The organism is Pantoea sp. CFCC18177 (assembly GCF_059412425.1).
Map to the genome: position 1 here is coordinate 1 of NZ_JBNBPL010000028.1, position 18,788 is coordinate 18,788.

At 54.7% G+C, this 18,788-nt stretch carries 15 protein-coding genes; 6 read left to right on the forward strand and 9 right to left on the reverse strand.

The window, feature by feature from the left end:
• The first annotated feature begins 314 nt into the window (after positions 1-314).
• Both malP and malQ read left to right on the forward strand, forming a co-directional pair.
• Positions 315-2,720, forward strand: a complete 2,406-nt coding sequence (gene malP, locus ACPUC8_RS21915) for a maltodextrin phosphorylase (protein ID WP_494927341.1) — start codon at positions 315-317, stop codon at positions 2,718-2,720.
• A 90-nt stretch (positions 2,721-2,810) separates the two neighbouring features.
• Positions 2,811-4,856: a 4-alpha-glucanotransferase gene (gene malQ / locus ACPUC8_RS21920; RefSeq protein WP_494927342.1), complete on the forward strand. Its 2,046-nt coding sequence runs from the start codon at positions 2,811-2,813 to the stop codon at positions 4,854-4,856.
• 35 nt (positions 4,857-4,891) lie between these two features.
• Here the strand turns inward: malQ and nfuA are convergent, their stop codons facing one another.
• The gene (gene nfuA, locus ACPUC8_RS21925) at positions 4,892-5,467 is read right to left on the reverse strand and encodes a Fe-S biogenesis protein NfuA (RefSeq protein WP_039332658.1); all 576 of its coding nucleotides are present in this window, start codon (positions 5,465-5,467) and stop codon (positions 4,892-4,894) included.
• Positions 5,468-5,525: 58 nt separating this feature from the next.
• Entirely contained in the window at positions 5,526-6,203 is a 678-nt protein-coding gene (locus tag ACPUC8_RS21930) for a phosphoribosyltransferase family protein (RefSeq protein WP_494927343.1), read from the reverse strand.
• Between the two features lie 34 nt (positions 6,204-6,237).
• Here ACPUC8_RS21930 and bioH point away from each other — a divergent pair, with 34 nt between their 5' ends.
• The gene (gene bioH / locus ACPUC8_RS21935; protein WP_494927344.1) at positions 6,238-7,011 is read left to right on the forward strand and encodes a pimeloyl-ACP methyl ester esterase BioH; all 774 of its coding nucleotides are present in this window, start codon (positions 6,238-6,240) and stop codon (positions 7,009-7,011) included.
• On the opposite strand, the gene ACPUC8_RS21940 is transcribed toward bioH, so the two are convergent.
• Positions 6,992-8,680 carry an alpha-amylase family glycosyl hydrolase gene (locus tag ACPUC8_RS21940; RefSeq protein ID WP_494927345.1) on the reverse strand — a complete coding sequence of 563 codons (1,689 nt, stop codon included), beginning with the start codon at positions 8,678-8,680 and terminating at the stop codon, positions 6,992-6,994. The two genes, bioH and ACPUC8_RS21940, sit on opposite strands and share 20 nt — an antisense overlap.
• Positions 8,681-8,820: 140 nt before the next feature.
• Complete coding sequence (locus ACPUC8_RS21945) at positions 8,821-11,151, reverse strand: Tex family protein (RefSeq protein WP_494927365.1); 2,331 nt, start codon at positions 11,149-11,151, stop codon at positions 8,821-8,823.
• A gap of 202 nt (positions 11,152-11,353) precedes the next feature.
• On the opposite strand from ACPUC8_RS21945, the gene greB reads away from it, so the two are divergent.
• Entirely contained in the window at positions 11,354-11,842 is a 489-nt protein-coding gene (greB, locus tag ACPUC8_RS21950; RefSeq protein ID WP_283227981.1) for a transcription elongation factor GreB, read from the forward strand.
• Between the two features lie 125 nt (positions 11,843-11,967).
• Here the strand turns inward: greB and yjbE are convergent, their stop codons facing one another.
• Positions 11,968-12,210: an exopolysaccharide production protein YjbE gene (yjbE, locus tag ACPUC8_RS21955; RefSeq protein ID WP_039332668.1), complete on the reverse strand. Its 243-nt coding sequence runs from the start codon at positions 12,208-12,210 to the stop codon at positions 11,968-11,970.
• A 513-nt stretch (positions 12,211-12,723) separates the two neighbouring features.
• Between yjbE and ompR the strand changes: the two genes are divergently transcribed.
• Positions 12,724-13,443: an osmolarity response regulator transcription factor OmpR gene (gene ompR / locus ACPUC8_RS21960; RefSeq protein ID WP_001157751.1), complete on the forward strand. Its 720-nt coding sequence runs from the start codon at positions 12,724-12,726 to the stop codon at positions 13,441-13,443.
• Positions 13,440-14,798 carry a two-component system sensor histidine kinase EnvZ gene (gene envZ / locus ACPUC8_RS21965; protein WP_039332673.1) on the forward strand — a complete coding sequence of 453 codons (1,359 nt, stop codon included), beginning with the start codon at positions 13,440-13,442 and terminating at the stop codon, positions 14,796-14,798. Before ompR ends, envZ begins: the two co-directional genes overlap by 4 nt.
• A gap of 120 nt (positions 14,799-14,918) precedes the next feature.
• Here envZ and pckA read toward each other — a convergent pair whose 3' ends face one another.
• The 4 genes from pckA to yrfG all read right to left on the reverse strand — a co-directional run bounded on the left by pckA (position 14,919) and on the right by yrfG (position 18,779).
• The gene (pckA, locus tag ACPUC8_RS21970) at positions 14,919-16,538 is read right to left on the reverse strand and encodes a phosphoenolpyruvate carboxykinase (ATP) (protein ID WP_494927346.1); all 1,620 of its coding nucleotides are present in this window, start codon (positions 16,536-16,538) and stop codon (positions 14,919-14,921) included.
• 268 nt (positions 16,539-16,806) lie between these two features.
• Positions 16,807-17,679: an Hsp33 family molecular chaperone HslO gene (hslO, locus tag ACPUC8_RS21975; RefSeq protein WP_039332675.1), complete on the reverse strand. Its 873-nt coding sequence runs from the start codon at positions 17,677-17,679 to the stop codon at positions 16,807-16,809.
• Between the two features lie 25 nt (positions 17,680-17,704).
• Positions 17,705-18,106, reverse strand: coding sequence for a ribosome-associated heat shock protein Hsp15 (hslR, locus tag ACPUC8_RS21980; protein WP_058969758.1), 402 nt, complete (start codon positions 18,104-18,106; stop codon positions 17,705-17,707).
• Between the two features lie 13 nt (positions 18,107-18,119).
• Positions 18,120-18,779: a GMP/IMP nucleotidase gene (gene yrfG, locus ACPUC8_RS21985; protein WP_058969777.1), complete on the reverse strand. Its 660-nt coding sequence runs from the start codon at positions 18,777-18,779 to the stop codon at positions 18,120-18,122.
• Positions 18,780-18,788: the final 9 nt, after the last annotated feature.

Consider the following 18,788-nt stretch of genomic DNA (forward strand, 5'->3'; position numbering starts at 1 on the left):
AAAAGTATTATTCGAATCGACTGAGCACAAAAGTGTTACCTATGTGCCCGGTCTGATCTGTTACCCATGTGCCCGGTTGTACCTAAATGCGCACCCTACGATCGCTGTAGGGTTGCCATTTATGGCGACCCAAAAGTAGTACGCAATGCACTGCGCGATAAATTGCACCGCAATAACATGAGTCTGCCTCAACATCGTTTTTTTTCACCGCACCCGCATTTCCCTGTCGCTTTTTTCTCCGCCTCCGGCTTAACTTATCCTTTCTGGTTATGCGCTCGCCCGTCTTTACCGTTAACGGACTCGAAGGGATTGATATGTCGCAGCAAAAATTTAATAAAACACGTTTCGACGCCGCACTTACCCGCCAATGGCAGCATCTTGGACTCACTTCCGCCCAACAAATGACACCGCACCAATGGTGGCAAGCGCTGAGCAGCGTGCTGGCAGAAATGCTCGCCACCCAACCGCCCGCCACACCGCGCATGGGCCAGCGCCATGTTAATTATCTGTCGATGGAATTTCTGATTGGTCGTTTGACCGGCAATAACCTGCTCAATCTCGGCTGGTACAACGAGGTACAGGCCGCGCTGGCCGAGCATCAGGTAGAGCTGAGCGAATTGCTGGAAGAAGAGATTGATCCTGCGCTGGGCAACGGCGGATTAGGGCGCTTAGCCGCCTGCTATATGGATTCAATGGCGACCGTCGGGCAGGCGGGAATGGGACATGGGCTCAACTATCAATATGGCCTGTTCCGCCAGACCTTTGATGATGGGCAGCAAAAAGAGGCACCGGACGACTGGCAGCGTGATAGCTATCCCTGGTTTCGCCATAACGCCGCGCAGGATGTGCAGGTAGGCATTGGCGGTAAAGTGAAGAAAAATGAGGATGGCACGCTGCAATGGAGGCCGAAATTTCATTTAAAGGGAGAAGCCTGGGATTTGCCGGTGGTGGGTTATCGTAATGGCGTGACCTTACCGCTACGGCTGTGGAAAGCCACCAGCGCACACCCGTTCGATCTCACCCTGTTCAACAATGGCAAATTCGTGCAGGCCGAGCAGCCGGGGATCGACGCCGATAAGCTGACCAAGGTGCTCTATCCCAATGATAATCATGCCGAAGGCAAGCGACTGCGCCTGATGCAGCAGTATTTCCAGTGCGCCTGTGCGGTGGGAGATATCCTGCGGCGTCATCATTTTGCCGGGCGTTCGATTCACAGCTTGCCTGAGTTCGAAGTGATTCAACTCAACGATACCCATCCCACCATTGCCATCCCGGAAATGCTGCGTGTGCTGCTGGATGAACATCAACTGAGTTGGGATGAAGCCTGGCATATCACCAGCCGGGTATTTGCATATACCAACCACACGTTAATGCCGGAAGCGCTGGAGCGATGGGATGAACAACTGGTTCGCGACATGCTGCCGCGCCATATGCTGATTATCCGTGAAATTAATCAGCGCCTGAAAAAAGTGGTGAAGAAGCAGTGGCCGGGTGATCGTGAGATTTGGCATAAGCTGGCCGTGGTGGCCGAAGGGCAAGTGCGCATGGCAAACCTGTGCGTGGTGAGCTGCTTTGCGGTTAACGGTGTTGCCGCGCTGCACTCTGAACTGGTGGTGAAAGATCTGTTCCCGGAATATCACCAGCTCTGGCCAAACAAATTCCATAATGTCACCAATGGCATCACGCCGCGTCGTTGGCTCAAACAGTGTAATCCCCTGTTATCTAACCTGATTGATGAAACACTACAGGTCGAGTGGGCTAACGATCTGGATGCGCTGGAGTGGCTGGCACCTTACGCGCGTAAGAAAGCATTTCGTCAGCAGTTCCGCACCATCAAGCAGCAAAACAAGCTGCGCCTGACGGTATATATCAAACGCGTCACCGGCATTGATGTGAACCCGGATGCGCTGTTTGATGTGCAGATTAAGCGTCTGCATGAGTACAAACGCCAGCACCTCAGCCTGCTGCATATGCTGCACTGTTATCGCCAGCTACGTGAAGATCCGAAAAATCCCGACTTCGTGCCGCGTGTGTTCCTGTTTGGCGCAAAAGCGGCACCGGGTTACTACCTCGCTAAAAACATCATCTATGCCATCAATAAAGTGGCAGAAGTGATCAACAACGATCCGAAGGTGGGCGATCGGCTCAAAGTGGTGTTTATTCCGGATTACCGCATCACGGCAGCGGAATTGATGATTCCCGCCGCCGATCTTTCTGAACAGATCTCCACCGCCGGTTATGAAGCTTCTGGTACCGGTAATATGAAGCTGGCGCTCAACGGGGCGCTCACCATTGGTACCCTGGACGGTGCCAACGTCGAAATTGCCGATGCGGTGGGCGAAAAGAACATCTTTATCTTCGGCAATACCGTCGATGAGGTGAAGGCGCTCAAAGCCAACGGCTATAGCCCGAAAAAACTGCGCAAAAAGAACCCGTATCTTGATGGCTTGTTGAAGGACCTGGAGAAGGGCAAGTTTAGCGATGGCGATAAACAGGCGTTTAATTTGCTGCTCGATAGCCTGACCAAAAATGGCGATCCCTGGCTGGTGCTGGCGGATTTCGATGCATACATCGCCGCGCAGCAGCAAGTGGAAGCACTGTGGAAGAATCCAGAGGCCTGGACCAAGGCGGCCATCCTTAATACCGCGCGTACCGGGCGTTTTAGTTCGGATCGATCCATCCGCGATTACCAACAGCGTATCTGGCAGGCTGCGCGCTGATGCCAGGTCGCCCAAAATGGCGACATGGCAACGCGATTACACGATTTTGTAGGGTGCGCATCTAGGCGCACCGCGCCAAAGGAGAAAACCATGACGCTCAGCAAACTGGATCAGGACGCGCTGTCCGCCGGTATCGCCGTGGAATTTATCAATGCTAAAGGTGAACCTGAAAGCATCAGTGATGAGACTAAACGAGCCCTGCTGGCGGTAATGGATACGCCAGCAGGTAAGGTGCCGCCGCTGCCGCCGGTGCAGGTCTTTACGCCGCGCACCAAGCGGCAGCTTACGCCGCAGGGCAAAGGCGAGTTTAGCTGGCAACTCCAGAGCGAACAGGGCAAAACCTTCAGTGGGACCCTTCAGGGTGGGGAAGCGTTAACGCTCCCGCCGCGCCTGCCGCAGGGCTATCACAGCTTCACGTTGCGTCAGGGACGCAAACAGTGGCAAACGCGCATCATTATCGCACCACGCCGTTGCTATCTGCCCGAGCCACTGCAACAGGGTGAAAAGCGTTGGGGCGCGTTGGTGCAGCTTTACACACTGCGATCTGACAGCAATTGGGGCATCGGTGATTTCGGCGATTTGCAGCAGATGCTGGAGCAGGTTGCGGCCAACGGCGGTGATTTTGTTGGCCTCAACCCTCTGCACGCGCTCTATCCGGCTCAACCGGACCATGCCAGTCCTTACAGTCCAGCGTCGCGCCGCTGGCTGAATGTGCTCTACATTGATGTCAACCAGGTGGCGGCTTTTGCACACAGCATCGCGGCGCAACGTTGGTGGAAGCTCGCCAAAACCCGTACCGCATTAAAACAAGCTCGTGCCACTGATTGGGTGGACTACAGTGCGGTCGCTGCGCTGAAAATAGCGGCATTACGTTTTGCCTGGCAAAGCTGGAAACCCGATGCCGATTTTCAGCAGTTTGTTGCTGAAGGCGGTGACGCGCTGCGCTATCAAGCGGCTTTTGATGGCATCCTTGCGGAACGTGCCGCCAGTCATCCTGACGAATGGGGCTGGGAGAAATGGCCGGAAGGTTGGCGTCACGCGCACCAGCCTGAGGTGCAGCAGTGGTGTGCCGATCATGAAGATGAGATTCAGTTCTGGAGTTGGCTGCAGTGGCTGGCGCAGCAACAGTTTGCGGCCTGCTGGCAGCGAAGCCAGCAACTGGGTATGGCGGTTGGGCTGTATCGTGATTTGGCGGTTGGGGTAGCGCAACACAGCGCAGAAACCTGGCTGGACCCGCAGCTCTATAAGCTTGGCGCGTCAGTGGGCGCGCCGCCCGATCGTCTGGGGCCGCTGGGGCAAAACTGGGCGTTGCCGCCGCTCGATCCGCATGTGATGCGTGCACGGGGATATCAACCGTTTATCGACCTGCTGCGTGCCAATATGCGTGACTGCGGCGCGTTGCGTATCGACCATGTGATGGCACTGCTGCGGCTGTGGTGGATCCCTTATGGCGAAGGTGCTGACAAGGGCGCGTACGTTTCGTATCCGGTCGACGAGTTGATGGCGATCCTCGCACTGGAAAGCCAGCGGCATGGCTGCATGGTGATTGGCGAGGATTTAGGCACGGTGCCGCCGATGATCGTTCGTATGTTGCGTAGCCACGGCATCTTTTCCTGGAAGGTTCTCTTTTTTGAACAGGAAAGAGATGGCCGATATCGCCCACCTTCTGCCTATCCTCGCCAGTCGATTGCCAGCGCCAGTACGCATGATTTGCCGACGTTAAGTGGATTCTGGCAGGCCGGTGATTTGACGTTGGGCGAGAAACTGGGGATGTACCGCGGAAGCGTACTGCAATCACTGCAACAACAGCGGGTCACGCAGAAGCAAGCGTTACTGGATGCATTACAGCAGGCGGGGGCACTGTCTGCACAAGGCACTGAGCTAGCGAATGAACAATCCCTCACACCCGCGCTGAATTTGGCGATGCATCGTTTTCTTGCTCAGACGGGAAGCGCTTTACTAGGACTACAACCGGAGGATTGGCTGGGAATGACTTCGCCAGTCAATGTACCGGGTACAGTGAATGAATATCCGAATTGGCGACGGAAGTTGAGCGTCACGCTGGAAGAAATGTTTGATGATAAAGCGGTACAGCAGGTGATGAAAGCGGTCACCGTGGGGCGCAAAGAGGCATAAGAGAGCGGCAGCACGGATGCGCTGCCGCCACAAAATCAGTAGTAAGAGTGCTCGCCGCGCTGGTGTTCGGTGAGGTCACGCACACCTTTCAGCTCAGGGAAGGCTGCCAGTAGCTCTTTCTCGATACCATCTTTCAGCGTCACGTCGATCATTGAACAGCCGTTACAGCCGCCGCCAAACTGCAGAATGGCATAGCCGTCATCGGTGATTTCCATCAGCGATACGCGACCGCCATGGCCAGCCAGTTGCGGGTTGATCTGCGCCTGCAGCAGATACTCTACACGCTCAACCATTGGCGCATCGTCAGACACTTTGCGCATCTTGGCGTTCGGCGCTTTCAGCGTCAGCTGGGAACCGAGGTTGTCAGTGACAAAATCGATCTCGGCATCTTCCAGATAAGGAGCGCTCAGCTCATCGATATAAGCTGACAGCTTTTCGAACTTCATTTCGGTGTCAGTGGCTTCTACTGCATCGGGTGGGCAGTAAGAAACGCCGCATTCCGCGGTCGGCGTACCCGGATTAATGACGAATACGCGAATTTGCGTGCCGTCTTCTTGTTTCGACAGCAATTTCGAGAAGTGCTCTTGCGCAGCATCAGTAATAACGATCATGGCGATTGCTCAATAGTTGACTAAATTACTTGGTTATAATACGCCCAACACCGACGCTCTACAAGGTACGGCACAGGCAGCCAATATGTACGCTGGACGCGCCTTGCGCCAGCAGGATGCGGCTGATTTCTGCCACCGTGCTTCCGGTGGTCACCACATCATCGATGAGTAAGATATGACGTCCGCGCACCGACATTTCAAGGCGAAACGCGCCGCGCAGGTTCTTTTTACGGGCAGTGGCACGCAACGCATGTTGTAAAGCACCCTGCCTTCGACGGCGAACGCCTTCGCGATATTCACAGCCTAACCAGTGCGCCAGCGGTTTTGCCACCAACTCGACCTGATTGTAGCCACGCCGCCAGGCTCGGCGGCGATGCAGCGGTACACTCAACACTAAATCTATGCGTGGTAAAAGGTTATTGCGCCGATTTGTTAATAATTTTAACAAAAGTAGCCGCGCCAGCATCACTCTAAGTGCGGTCGCTCGGGAAAATTTTAGTTGCAATACCCAATCGCTGACCGGTGGCTGGTAATCACTGACGCAGGTTAAGCTCTGCCATGGCAGCGGATGGCGGATGCAGCGGCCGCAGAGCTGGGTACCGCAGGCGGGTAATCCACAACAAGGACAGAGTGCGGGTAAGGGGGGAATCTGTCTGATACAGCGGCTGCATATGCCATGTCCCGCGATCTGCAGCGGTAAGCGGCATAGCCAACACAGTGCGGGGATTGATAGCATAGCGGCCTCTTTTTACTTTTCGGGAGTGTAACCGATGAGTTCGCTTTACTGGCACACCACAGGCGAGGGCGATCGCGATCTTGTGCTGCTTCACGGCTGGGGACTAAACGCGGAAGTGTGGCAAAACATCGTTCCTCGACTCAGCCCGCATTTTCGCCTGCATTTGGTGGACCTGCCAGGCTTTGGCCGCAGCCAGGGCTTTGGGCCCCTGACCTTAGCCGATATGGCGCAACAGCTGCTACCGCAACTGCCCGTGCGTGCGGTGCTACTCGGTTGGTCGTTGGGAGGATTGGTTGCCAGCCAAATCGCCTTGACGCAGCCGGAACGCGTTAGCGCATTGATTAGCGTTGCCTCTTCGCCCTGTTTTACCGCGCGCGGTGAGTGGCCCGGCATCAAGCCGGAAACGCTGGAAAGCTTCCAGCAGCAGCTAAGCAATGACTTCCAGCGCACGGTGGAACGCTTTCTGGCGTTACAAACCATGGGCACGGAGAATGCGCGCCAGGATGCTCGTCAGTTGAAGGAAGTGGTGCTGTCGCAGCCGATGCCTTCAGTTGAAGTGCTTGAGGGCGGGCTGAAGATCTTACAGGAGGTGGATCTGCGTGCCGAGTTGGACACACTATCGCTGCCGTTTATGCGCATTTACGGCTATCTCGACGGTTTAGTCCCTCGCCGCGTTGCTGAAATGCTGGATGCACGCTGGTCGGATTCACCTTCGGTGGTGATGGAGAAAGCTGCGCATGCGCCGTTCGTTTCACATCCTGAGGCCTTTTGCCAGCAGGTGCAGCAGTTTATCCTCGCAGCCACATAAACTGCCAGGCAGCGAGCGTGAATGGCTCGCTGCCATCTACTTTTTCCCCACTGATCACGTCCTGATAAAGTTTTGATTGCGGCAACTGCGTCGTGATGTCGCGGCTGCTGAGGTTAAAAATGCAGAGTAACCCCTCGTCGCTACCTGTTTGATGGCGACGTAGCATCAGCAGTGCATTTTCACTCTCTAATAACGTCATCGGGTTGTCGGGATGAAAGGCAGGCTGGCGCGTGCGGAGCTGAATCAAGGCGCTCAGGCGTTCATACACCTGCTGACGCAGCGTGTTGCCACCGCTGATCCATGCTTCCATGTCATGCAGGCTGTATTTTTCTCGATTGATCGCGCGGTTATGTCCGGCGGCATGCACGCCTTCGTTATCATTGCGCGAACCGAGGATGCTCTGGATGTAAATCGCGGGCACGCCGGGGAATACCAGCAAAATGGCGTGTGCGAGCAAGAATCGACGTAAACGCGTGTCATCATCATCAGTTTGATGGTTGAGTGCATCGAGGTAGGTCACGTTGATTTCATAAGGGCTGGTGGTGCCATCCGGATTGTTCTTGTAAGAGACCAGAGCGCCCTCCAGCGCTAACTCACGCACCAGCGCCACAATTTCGATTTCCGACAAAATCCCGCGAGCCGGGTTTAGGCCTATGCCATCGTGCGAAGCGAGGAAGTTGAAGAAGGTGGTGCTGCCATTTCCTGTGTCCAGCGTGCTGGCCCACTGGCGTAGCGCACGTGATGAACCTGAGTGAATGGCGTGCAGCACCAACGGCGGCAGGGAGAACTGATACACCATTTGCGCTTCGTCATGACCGTTGCCAAAGTAGCTGATGTTGTCTTTATGCGGCACGTTGGTTTCGGTGACAATCACCGTACCGGGCGCGACCTCGTTGGCAATGGCACGAAACAGCTTCACTAACTGGTGCGTTTTTGCCAGATGGATACAGTTGGTTCCAGGCGTTTTCCACATATAGCCAACGGCATCAAGCCGCACATAGTCGGCGCCTTTATTGAGGTAATCCAGTAGCACGTCCACCATGCGAATCAATACTTCCGGATTGGCGAAGTTGAGGTCAATTTGGTCGGCACTGAAAGTGGTCCAGATAAAGCGTGTTTCGCCGTCAGCCAGGGTAAAAGGGGTGAGCAGCGGTGAGGTGCGTGGCCGCGTGACCGCACTGAGGTCCGTGGCGGGCGGCATGCTGATAAAAAAGTCATCCCAGCCGGGGTCCTGCGCCAGAAAATGTTGAAACCACTGGCTGTGTGCGGACATGTGATTACAGACGAAATCGAACATTAGTCGGGTTTCACTGTGTAAGGCAGCAAGATGCTGCCAGTTGCCGCAGATCGGATTGACCTGGTGATAATCAATCACCGAGAAACCGTCATCAGACGAATAAGGGAAAAACGGCAGCAGGTGCACCAGGCTGAACGTCGATTGTAAGTGTTGCTGATAAAAGCGTGAGAAGCTGGCGAGTGTGGGCTGATCGGGTTCGCGGAACTGATCGGCATAGCTGATCAACACCACATCTTTTTCATCCCAGTGCGCTTTGCGTGGCAGTTTGGCGGTATCACGCGCAGCGCGAATGTGCGAAAGCAGGCGCTCACGTGCGGCGACGGGAAAGCGGCCTTCGTAAATCTCATCAAGTAATGCGTTGATTTTGTCCATCAGATCGTTGGGCCACGCGGAAGGTCATTTTTTCACACGGATTTTTTCAGCGTAGACGGTAGGGGGGATTTATCAACTTGAGAGGGTCATGCAGAGGCGCGTTTTAGGGCGGCATGAAGGCCGCCCTAAACATGATGAGTTTAGCGCTTTTTACCGAAAGCCGCGGCCAATGCATCGCCCATGGCGCTATTGCCTGCTGGCGCACTGGCGGGTTTGCCGCGAGCTTTGTTGTGAGCAGTTGGGCGGTTCTGCTCTTTGCCACTGCTGCGGTTATTACCGCCGCGCGCATTGCTTTCGCCAGGTTGCTCATCCAGACGCATGGTGAGGGCAATACGTTTGCGCTGCATATCCACTTCCATCACCTTCACTTTGACAATGTCGCCGGCTTTCACCACTTGATGCGGATCTTCAACGAACTTGTCGGAAAGAGATGAGATGTGAACCAGACCATCCTGGTGTACGCCGATATCGACAAAGGCACCGAAGTTGGTGACGTTGGTGACTGCGCCTTCCAGAATCATGCCTGGCAGCAAATCATTCAGCGTTTCTACACCTTCAGCAAACTGCGCGGTTTTGAATTCAGGACGTGGATCGCGGCCCGGTTTCTCCAGCTCTTTAATGATGTCAGTGACAGTCGGCAGACCAAAACGCTCATCGGTAAAGTCACGCGCGTTGAGGTCACGCAAACCACCAGGATTGCCCATCAACTCGTTCAATGCCTGCTCGGTTGCCGCCAGAATACGCTCAACCAACGGATAGGCTTCTGGGTGCACCGTTGAGGCATCCAGCGGGTTATCACCCTGGTTGATGCGCAGGAAGCCCGCACACTGCTCAAACGCTTTTGGCCCAAGACGGCTGACTTTTAACAGCTGCTGACGGTTCTGGAAGCGACCATTCTCATCACGCCAGCTGACAATGTTCTGCGCCATCATGCGCGTCAAGCCTGCTACACGGGTCAACAGCGCCACCGAGGCGGTATTGAGGTCAACCCCTACGGCGTTCACGCAGTCCTCTACCACGGCGTCCAGTTTCTTCGCCAGCTGGCTTTGGCTGACGTCGTGCTGATACTGGCCCACACCGATAGATTTCGGATCGATTTTCACCAGTTCGGCCAGTGGATCTTGCAGACGGCGTGCGATGGAAACGGCTCCGCGCAAAGAAACGTCTAAATCTGGGAACTCCAGTGCGGCCAGTTCAGAAGCCGAGTAAACGGAGGCGCCCGCTTCGCTGACGATCACTTTCTGCGCGTGGATTTGCGGGAACTGCTTCTGCACGTCGAGGAAGAAGCGCTCGGTCTCGCGTGAAGCGGTACCATTGCCGATGGCCACCAGTTCAACCTGATGTTTGGCACAGAGCGCCGCGACGGAGTTCGCTGCTTTTGCGACTTGTCCGGTGTGCGGATAAATCGTGTCGGTCGCGACTAATTTGCCGGTGGCATCCACCACGGCGACTTTTACGCCGGTACGCAGGCCTGGATCGAGGCCCATGGTCGCGCGCATGCCAGCCGGAGCAGCCATCAGCAGATCGTGTAGGTTGCGGGCGAAGACATTAATTGCTTCATCTTCCGCGCGTTCACGGATGGTGCCCATCAGCTCGGTTTCGAGGTGCAGCAACACCTTGATGCGCCAGGTCCAGCTCACCACGGCTTTACGCCAGCTATCCGCCGGAGCGTTATTCAGTCGCAGTTGCAGGTGCTCGGTAATCAGTGTCTCACCGTGGCTTTCACGGGGTGCTTCGTCAAATTGCGGATCGGCATTCAGTGCCAGTTGCAGCACACCTTCATTGCGACCACGGAACATCGCTAATGCACGGTGCGAAGGCACAGAACTCAGGGCTTCATGATGATCGAAGTAATCGCGGAATTTCGCGCCTTCCTCCTCTTTGCCTTCCACCACGCGGGACACGACATGTGCATTCTTCCACAGGTAATCACGCACTTTCGCCAGCAGCGTAGCGTCTTCAGCAAAGCGTTCCATCAGGATGTAGCGTGCACCATCCAAGGCCGCGCGCACGTCGGCAACGCCTTTATCCGCATCGACATAACCCGCTGCCAGCTGTTCTGGGTCCTGTGAGGGATCATGCCACAGCGTTTCGGCCAACGGTTCCAGCCCGGCCTCGATGGCAATTTGACCACGGGTACGACGTTTCTGCTTATAAGGCAGGTAAAGGTCTTCCAGCTCGGTTTTGTTCAGTGTGTTATTGATCGCGCTGGCGAGTTCTGGGGTAAGTTTGCCCTGTTCGTCGATGGATTTTAGAATAGACTGACGGCGATCTTCCAGCTCACGCAGATAGCCAAGACGGCTCTCAAGCTGACGCAACTGGGTGTCGTCCAGCCCACCGGTCACTTCCTTACGATAACGTGCGATAAACGGCACGGTGTTCCCTTCATCCAGCAAGCGAACGGCTGCGTCAACCTGGTCGGCGCGCGCCTTCAGCTCACTTGCGATAATCTGGCTCAGTGAATCTTTCATCATCATTAACAATGCTTACACAGGGTTGGAAATAGGGGACAGTTATACGGATTGAGACTGCAAATTGCCAGCCGGGGGCAAGTGAATCCGTCTTTTTCTGAATGCAGCGCGCACATTGTTGGGCATGCCTTGCTGAAGGCTGAGCAGTCGCTTATTGTTGGCTTCCTGACGACCTGAAATGCTGTTACCACGAGTAGATGTGATGAAAACTCAACTGATTACCCGCGAAGGCTACAACAAATTACGTGCCGAGCACGACCATTTGTGGAATGAAAAGCGTCCGGAAATCACCAAAATTGTCTCCTGGGCTGCGAGCCTGGGCGATCGCTCAGAAAATGCCGATTACACCTACAACAAGCGTCTGTTGCGCCAGATTGACCGCCGTGTGCGCTATCTGCGCAAGTGCCTCGCCGATCTCAAAATTGTTGACTATGCCCCACAGCAGGAGGGCAAAGTGTTCTTTGGTGCCTGGGTGGTAGTGGAGAATGAGCAGGGCGAGGCAAAGCGGTTTCGTATTGTTGGGCCCGATGAAATTTATGGTGAAGGGATAAAAGATTACATCTCAATTGATTCGCCGATGGCGCGCGCGTTGATCAAGAAAGAAGTGGATGACGAGGTGACGGTGAACACGCCAGAAGGACAAAAGATCTGGTTTGTGAACAGCATTGAATACGTTAAGGATACGGAATAAAAAAGAGGCGGAGAATAATGGCTTGGGTAAAAAAGCCTTGGGCGCTACTTATTCTCCGGTGGCGAAATGGGCTGGCAGTAAAAAGGGAAAAGCGCCGGAGCCTTGCCGCGCTCTGAAGATACGAATTATTTGCCGGGCGTGGTGGCTGTGGTGGTAGACGTGCTGCTTGAGCCTTTGTCACCCCCACCCATGGTGGCTAATGCCACGCCAAGCAGTGCACCAACGGCACCGACGCCAATGGCGTCTGAGTTACCTTTAGCGGTGGTTGAGGCTTGTGCCCCTGCCGCTTCGCCCGCGCTGGTGGCAGCCTGCGCCTGAGAAAGGCTGGTCAGAACCAGTGCACTCAGCAAGACCATCGTTTTTTTCATTTTTCTTTCTCCAAATAGACGCAATATCTGCAGGAACTCGTGCAGTTTCTGAGATCCATGTCTGAGAGGAAAGTGATGTTTACTCACTGATTAATCTGTCTTTATTTAATACTGGACTTGATTGGGGCGGGTTTGGCAATGTTCCGAGAGCAGTCAAGTACCTAAAACAGAAAGTGCCAGATAATCTGCTGTGATTATCCCTATATCGAAAGATACTTCCCTGGTGACTTAAGCCAAATGGCGCGGCATAGCCACGTGCGTTGCGGCTAAAGGCAAAATGATCCAGACGCGAACAGAAAACCGCGTGAATTTTCAGATAAGGGCTAAGCGGGTTGAAAGTACAGACAAAAAGCGCGAGACAATGCGCATTTCAGGGCTAAAATTAAATATAAGCTGCTGTTTAATATGCTTTGTAACAATTTCGGCTAGAATATAAACCATTAATGACTGTCACATGTAGGCATCTTTTTTACACAATATTGGCTCAGGCAATGGCGCCTTTGGGAGTTGAACATGCAAGAGAACTACAAAATTCTGGTCGTCGATGATGATATGCGTTTGCGCGCACTGCTCGAACGTTATCTCACCGAACAGGGCTTTCAGGTGCGCAGTGTCGCCAACGCCGAGCAGATGGATCGTCTGCTGACTCGTGAATCATTCCATTTAATGGTGCTTGATTTAATGCTGCCAGGCGAAGATGGCTTATCCATCTGCCGTCGCTTACGTAGCCAGAGCAACCCGATGCCGATCATCATGGTCACCGCCAAGGGTGAAGAGGTCGATCGTATCGTTGGGCTGGAAATCGGTGCCGATGACTACATTCCTAAGCCGTTTAACCCACGTGAGCTGCTGGCACGTATTCGTGCGGTGTTGCGTCGCCAGGCGAATGAGCTGCCGGGTGCCCCTTCACAAGAAGAAGCGGTTATCGCCTTTGGTAAGTTCAAGCTGAACCTCGGTACACGTGAAATGTTCCGTGAAGATGAGCCTATGCCGTTAACCAGCGGTGAGTTTGCCGTGCTGAAAGCCTTGGTGAGCCATCCGCGTGAGCCGTTGTCACGTGACAAGCTGATGAACCTGGCGCGTGGTCGTGAGTACAGTGCGATGGAGCGTTCTATCGACGTGCAGATCTCGCGTCTGCGTCGCATGGTAGAAGAAGATCCGGCGCATCCACGCTACATTCAGACCGTATGGGGTCTTGGCTACGTCTTTGTTCCGGACGGCAGCAAAGCATGAGGCGATTGCGCTTCTCTCCTCGCAGTTCGTTTGCCCGCACTTTGCTATTGATCGTTACCTTGCTGTTCGTCAGCCTGGTAACGACCTACCTGGTGGTGCTGAATTTCGCCATTCTTCCCAGTCTGCAGCAGTTCAATAAAGTTCTCGCATACGAAGTCCGTATGTTGATGACTGACCGGTTGCAGCTGGAAGATGGTACGCAGTTGGAAGTGCCTCCGGCATTTCGCCGCGAGATTTATCGTGAACTGGGTATTTCGTTGTATACCAACGCGGCGGCGGAAGAGAGCGGCTTGCGCTGGGCTCAGCATTACGAATTCCTCAGCGAGCAGATGGCGCAACAGCTTGGTGGCCCGACCGATGTGCGTGTCGAGGTGAATAAGAATTCCCCAGTGGTCTGGCTGAAAACCTGGTTGTCGCCAGACATCTGGGTGCGCGTTCCACTGACGGAAATCCATCAGGGCGACTTCTCGCCGCTGTTCCGCTACACCCTGGCGATTATGTTGCTGGCGATTGGCGGTGCCTGGCTGTTTATTCGTATTCAAAACCGACCCCTGGTCGACCTGGAGCACGCAGCGCTACAGGTCGGTAAAGGCATTATTCCTCCACCGTTACGTGAGTACGGCGCCTCTGAAGTACGTTCAGTGACGCGGGCATTCAATCAGATGGCTGCGGGGGTCAAGCAGTTAGCCGATGACCGCACACTATTGATGGCTGGTGTCAGCCACGATTTGCGTACCCCATTGACGCGTATTCGTCTCGCGACTGAGATGATGGGTGAGCAGGATGGTTATTTGGCAGAGTCGATTAACAAGGATATCGAAGAGTGCAATGCCATCATTGAGCAGTTCATCGATTATCTGCGTACCGGTCAGGAGATGCAGACCGAACGTGCCGATCTGAACAGCGTGTTGGGTGAAGTGGTGGCTGCAGAGAGTGGCTACGAGCGTGAGATTGAGAACGCGGTGATGCCAGAAGAGTTAATGCTGGATATCAACCCGCTATCGATCAAACGCGCGGTAGCGAATCTGGTGGTCAATGCGGCACGTTATGGCAATGGCTGGATTAAAGTCAGTAGCGGTCAGGAGCTGAATCGCGCCTGGTTCCAGGTGGAAGATGATGGCCCGGGCATTAAGCCGGATCAGCTTCAACATCTGTTCCAGCCGTTTGTTCGCGGTGATAGCGCGCGCAGTACCAGTGGCACCGGCTTAGGCCTGGCGATTGTGCAGCGTATTATTGATGCGCACGATGGGTCGCTGGAGATTGGTGACAGCGAACATGGCGGATTGCGTATCCGCGCGTGGCTACCGATTCCCGAGCATAGTGCACCGGCGTTAATCAGCAATCATCAAAGTTAAAAAGTAGCGGCGCAATTTATTGCGCATCATTCAGCGATATTACCGCTTCAGGTATGCGCGATAAATCGCGCCGCTACCGAATTTGCGCCCAACGAGCCGCCTTCTGGCGGCTCGTTCATATCACAACTGCGGGCCAGCCTGCACCAGCGCCTTACCTGCATCGTTATCGGTGTACTTCTCGAAGTTAGTGATAAAACGCTGCGCCAGATCTTGCGCGGCTTGCTGCCATGCGACTTCGTCCTGCCAGCTGCGACGTGGATCCAGAATCGCATCGTCCACCTGCGCCAGCGAAGTGGGCATCTGCAGGTTAAATACCGGCAGTGTCTCCGTCTCGACGTCATCCAGTTCACCCGCCAGAATCGCGTTGATAATGGCACGCGTCTCTTTCAGGGAAATACGTTGGCCACTCCCGTTCCAACCGGTGTTCACCAGATATGCTTGTGCCCCAGCCGCTTCCATACGCTTCACCAGCACATCAGAGTACTGCGTTGGGTGCAGCGTCAGGAAAGCGGCACCAAAGCAGGCAGAGAACGTTGGAGTGGGCTGCGTGACACCGCGCTCGGTACCCGCCAGCTTGGCCGTAAAACCTGACAGGAAGTGATACTGCGTCTGTTCCGGCGTTAAGCGTGAAACCGGCGGCAGCACACCAAAGGCATCTGCCGTCAGGAAGATTACACGCCTGGCATGTCCTGCTTTAGAAACCGGCTGCACGATGTTGTCGATGTGCTCAATCGGATAGGAGACTCGGGTATTTTCGGTTTTGCTGGCATCTGCGTAATCCACACTGCCGTCGGCGCGGACCACTACATTCTCCAGCAGAGCATCACGGCGGATGGCGCGATAGATTTCCGGTTCGGCTTGCTCAGACAGATTGATGGTTTTGGCGTAGCAGCCACCTTCAAAGTTAAACACGCCATCGTCATCCCAACCGTGTTCGTCGTCGCCAATTAACTGGCGATCGGGATCGGTGGAGAGGGTGGTCTTGCCGGTACCAGACAGGCCGAAAAACACCGCGACATCGCCAGTTTTACCGACGTTTGCGGAACAGTGCATGGCAGCGATGCCTTTTAACGGCAGCAGGTAGTTCATGATGGCGAACAGGCCTTTCTTCATCTCACCACCGTACCAGGTGCCGCCAATCAGCTGCATGCGTTCGGTGAGATTGAAGGCGACAAAGTTCTCAGAGTGCAAACCCTGCGCCTGCCAGTCTGGATTCGTGCACTGTGCCGCGTTCATCACCACGAAATCGGGCTTGAATGCCGCCAGTTCCGCTTCACTTGGGCGAATAAACATGTTTTTGACGAAGTGCGCCTGCCATGCCACTTCCATCACAAAGCGCACGCTGAGGCGGGTGTCTGGATTTGCGCCGCAGTAAGCGTCCACAACAAACAAACGCTTGCCTGAGAGCTGTGCGGTGCAGCGGTCTTTCAGTGCCTGCCAGGTTTCCTGTGACAGCGGCTGGTTGTCGTTCTTGCCGTTGCCGACGTCGTTCCACCACAGGGTGTCACGCGTGGTGTCATCCCGCACAATGTACTTATCTTTTGGCGAGCGCCCAGTGAAGATGCCGGTATCCACGGCAACAGCGCCGCTCTGCGTCAGGATGCCTCGCGCATAACCTTCCAGTTCCGGGCGGGTTTCTTCCTGAAACAGCGTATCAAAGTCAGGGTTGTACACCACTTCCGTGGTGCCGCTGATGCCCAAAGTGGCGAGGTCTTGCGATGTCAGGCCGTTAGCGCGCATGTGGCTGCTCCTTAAATCGTACTTCATAGCATTTTATGTGGGGGATTCTGCGTCCTGCCTCGCATAGCCGGGCAGGGCAGATCGCGCGCAGTCTACACGTCTCGGCGGGCTGTAAAAGTGAGGATAGTTAAAAATGCGAGCTGGAACGTGACAAGCAGCGAAATCTGCCACTTAAGAAATTAAAGTCAGCGTAAATTAGTTAATTTTCGCCGGGAGTGATGGGGGAATGTCTGAAGAAATGCGGGCGGCATCACCGCCCGACAGAGAATTAATGCACTTGATCGCTGTTGTTGGTTGGTGCATTGCGAATAGCTGCAATGTCTACCGCATCGTACACATAGTGCGAACCGCAATAGTCGCAATGCATATCGATTTTACCGTCTTCCTCAAGGATCTCGTCCACTTCCTCAACAGGTAACGTATTCAGCACTTCGCCGCAGCGTTCGCGTGAGCAGGTGCATTTGAAGCTGACTGGTGTAGGGTCAAATACCGTCGCTTCTTCCTGATGGTAGAGGCGCCACAGTACATCGGTCGCAGGCAGTTCGATCAGCTCTTCGCTCTTCACGGTTTCGGTCAGCGTGGCGAGATGGTTGAAGTCATCCTGGCTTGATTCCTGCGCAGGCAACACCTGCAGCAGAATACCGGCTGCGCCTTTCTCGCTGGTGCGAATAAACAGACGTGTTGGCAACTGCTCAGAGCGCATGAAGTAATCTTCGAGGCAGCCTGCCAGCGTATCCGCTTCCAGACCGACCACGCCCTGATAACGCTCGCCTTTTTCAGGTGAAATGGTGATCACCAGATAGCCGTTGCCGACCATCTCTTTCAGGCTGCTGCCTGGGGCAATCTCCGCGTCTTCTTTTACGCGCGCCACACCGCGCAGTTCCTGATTATTATTGCCATTAATCACTGCCAGCGTCAGCGGGCCATCGCCCTGTAACTGCACAGTGATGTCGCCGTCAAATTTCAGCGTAGCGGTCAACAGGCTGGTCGCAACCAGCAGTTCACCCAGCAGGATTTTTACCGGCTCAGCATAGTTGTGGTCCTTGACGATTTCGCGCCAGGTTTCAGAAACGTTGACCAGCTCGCCGCGCACGGCGACGTTTTCAAACAGGTAACGGTGCAGTTGATCTTGAACAGACATAGTGTTTCTCTCGTTGGGGCGGATATTACTCATCGCCCGACAATTTAAATTTCATCAGATCGCGACGCTCTTTTTTATCCGGGCGGCGATCGGGATGCGGCATCGTAAGGGCGTTCATCTTGCGTGCCAGCGCGGTTTTCTCACGCTTATCAATACTGGCGGCAGTTTCCGCGTACATCTCTTGCGCTTCGCTGGCGGGGCGGCGTTGCTCACCAATCGCTGTGATGATGACCGTGCGCTCATCGTTGCCCTGACGCAGCGTTAGCTCGGCCTGCAATTCAACGATTTTGCTCGGTTTGCTGCGTTGACCGTTGTAATGCACTTTGCCGCCTTCGATCATTTCGCGGGCGATGGCGCGGGTTTTATAAAAGCGCGCAGCCCACAGCCATTTGTCGAGGCGGACGCCTTCGCTGGTTTTCTCTTTCATTGCGGCTCCTGCTTTAGCGCAGCGTTTCACACAACTGGCGATAGTCTCGCACTGCCGTATGACGCTGGAAAGTTTGATCGGGCCGACCGGAATCCGGGTTGCTGACACCTAAGCACCAGCGAATCCCCCAACGGGCAGCCGCATCCAGAATCGGCTCACTGTCATCAATGAAAAGCGTGCGCGCACTGTCGAATGCAGTTTGCTGCTGAACGGCCTGCCAGAGACGTGGATCCTCTTTCGGATACCCAAAGGTATGGGTGGAAAGTAATAAATCAAGGTGGGCAGCTAATCCGGTCTGTTCCAGCTTCACATCAAGATTGTACGGGTGTGCATTGGTCAGCAAAATGGTGCGCTTGCCCGCAGCACGCAGCGCCTGCAAAAAAGGCACTGTGTCATCACGCATCGCCGCGCGGTGGCGTTTTTCCCACGTCATGGCGCGGATATCCAGCGCCAACTCCTGTGACCAGTAATCAAGACAATACCAGTTTAGCGTATGCGCCACGGCTTGATACTTTTGCTGAATCAGCAGATGCGCTTCCGCCAGCGTGATGTCACGTTCGCGGCTCAGGGTTTCCGGAACATGTTCCAGCCAGAAATGGCGATCAAAGGCGAGATCAAGCAACGTGCCATCCATATCCAGCAGCACGGTATCGATCTCAGACCAGTTAAGCATTGGCATCTT

Bases quoted from the DNA above. Each gene is read 5' to 3' on its own strand.
- malP (WP_494927341.1), top strand. From the start codon at position 315: ATGTCGCAGCAAAAATTTAATAAAACACGTTTCGACGCCGCACTTACC.
- malQ (WP_494927342.1), top strand. From the start codon at position 2,811: ATGACGCTCAGCAAACTGGATCAGGACGCGCTGTCCGCCGGTATCGCC.
- nfuA (WP_039332658.1), bottom strand. From the start codon at position 5,467: ATGATCGTTATTACTGATGCTGCGCAAGAGCACTTCTCGAAATTGCTG.
- ACPUC8_RS21930 (WP_494927343.1), bottom strand. From the start codon at position 6,203: ATGCTATCAATCCCCGCACTGTGTTGGCTATGCCGCTTACCGCTGCAG.
- bioH (WP_494927344.1), top strand. From the start codon at position 6,238: ATGAGTTCGCTTTACTGGCACACCACAGGCGAGGGCGATCGCGATCTT.
- ACPUC8_RS21940 (WP_494927345.1), bottom strand. From the start codon at position 8,680: ATGGACAAAATCAACGCATTACTTGATGAGATTTACGAAGGCCGCTTT.
- ACPUC8_RS21945 (WP_494927365.1), bottom strand. From the start codon at position 11,151: ATGAAAGATTCACTGAGCCAGATTATCGCAAGTGAGCTGAAGGCGCGC.
- greB (WP_283227981.1), top strand. From the start codon at position 11,354: ATGAAAACTCAACTGATTACCCGCGAAGGCTACAACAAATTACGTGCC.
- yjbE (WP_039332668.1), bottom strand. From the start codon at position 12,210: ATGAAAAAAACGATGGTCTTGCTGAGTGCACTGGTTCTGACCAGCCTT.
- ompR (WP_001157751.1), top strand. From the start codon at position 12,724: ATGCAAGAGAACTACAAAATTCTGGTCGTCGATGATGATATGCGTTTG.
- envZ (WP_039332673.1), top strand. From the start codon at position 13,440: ATGAGGCGATTGCGCTTCTCTCCTCGCAGTTCGTTTGCCCGCACTTTG.
- pckA (WP_494927346.1), bottom strand. From the start codon at position 16,538: ATGCGCGCTAACGGCCTGACATCGCAAGACCTCGCCACTTTGGGCATC.
- hslO (WP_039332675.1), bottom strand. From the start codon at position 17,679: ATGTCTGTTCAAGATCAACTGCACCGTTACCTGTTTGAAAACGTCGCC.
- hslR (WP_058969758.1), bottom strand. From the start codon at position 18,106: ATGAAAGAGAAAACCAGCGAAGGCGTCCGCCTCGACAAATGGCTGTGG.
- yrfG (WP_058969777.1), bottom strand. From the start codon at position 18,779: ATGCTTAACTGGTCTGAGATCGATACCGTGCTGCTGGATATGGATGGC.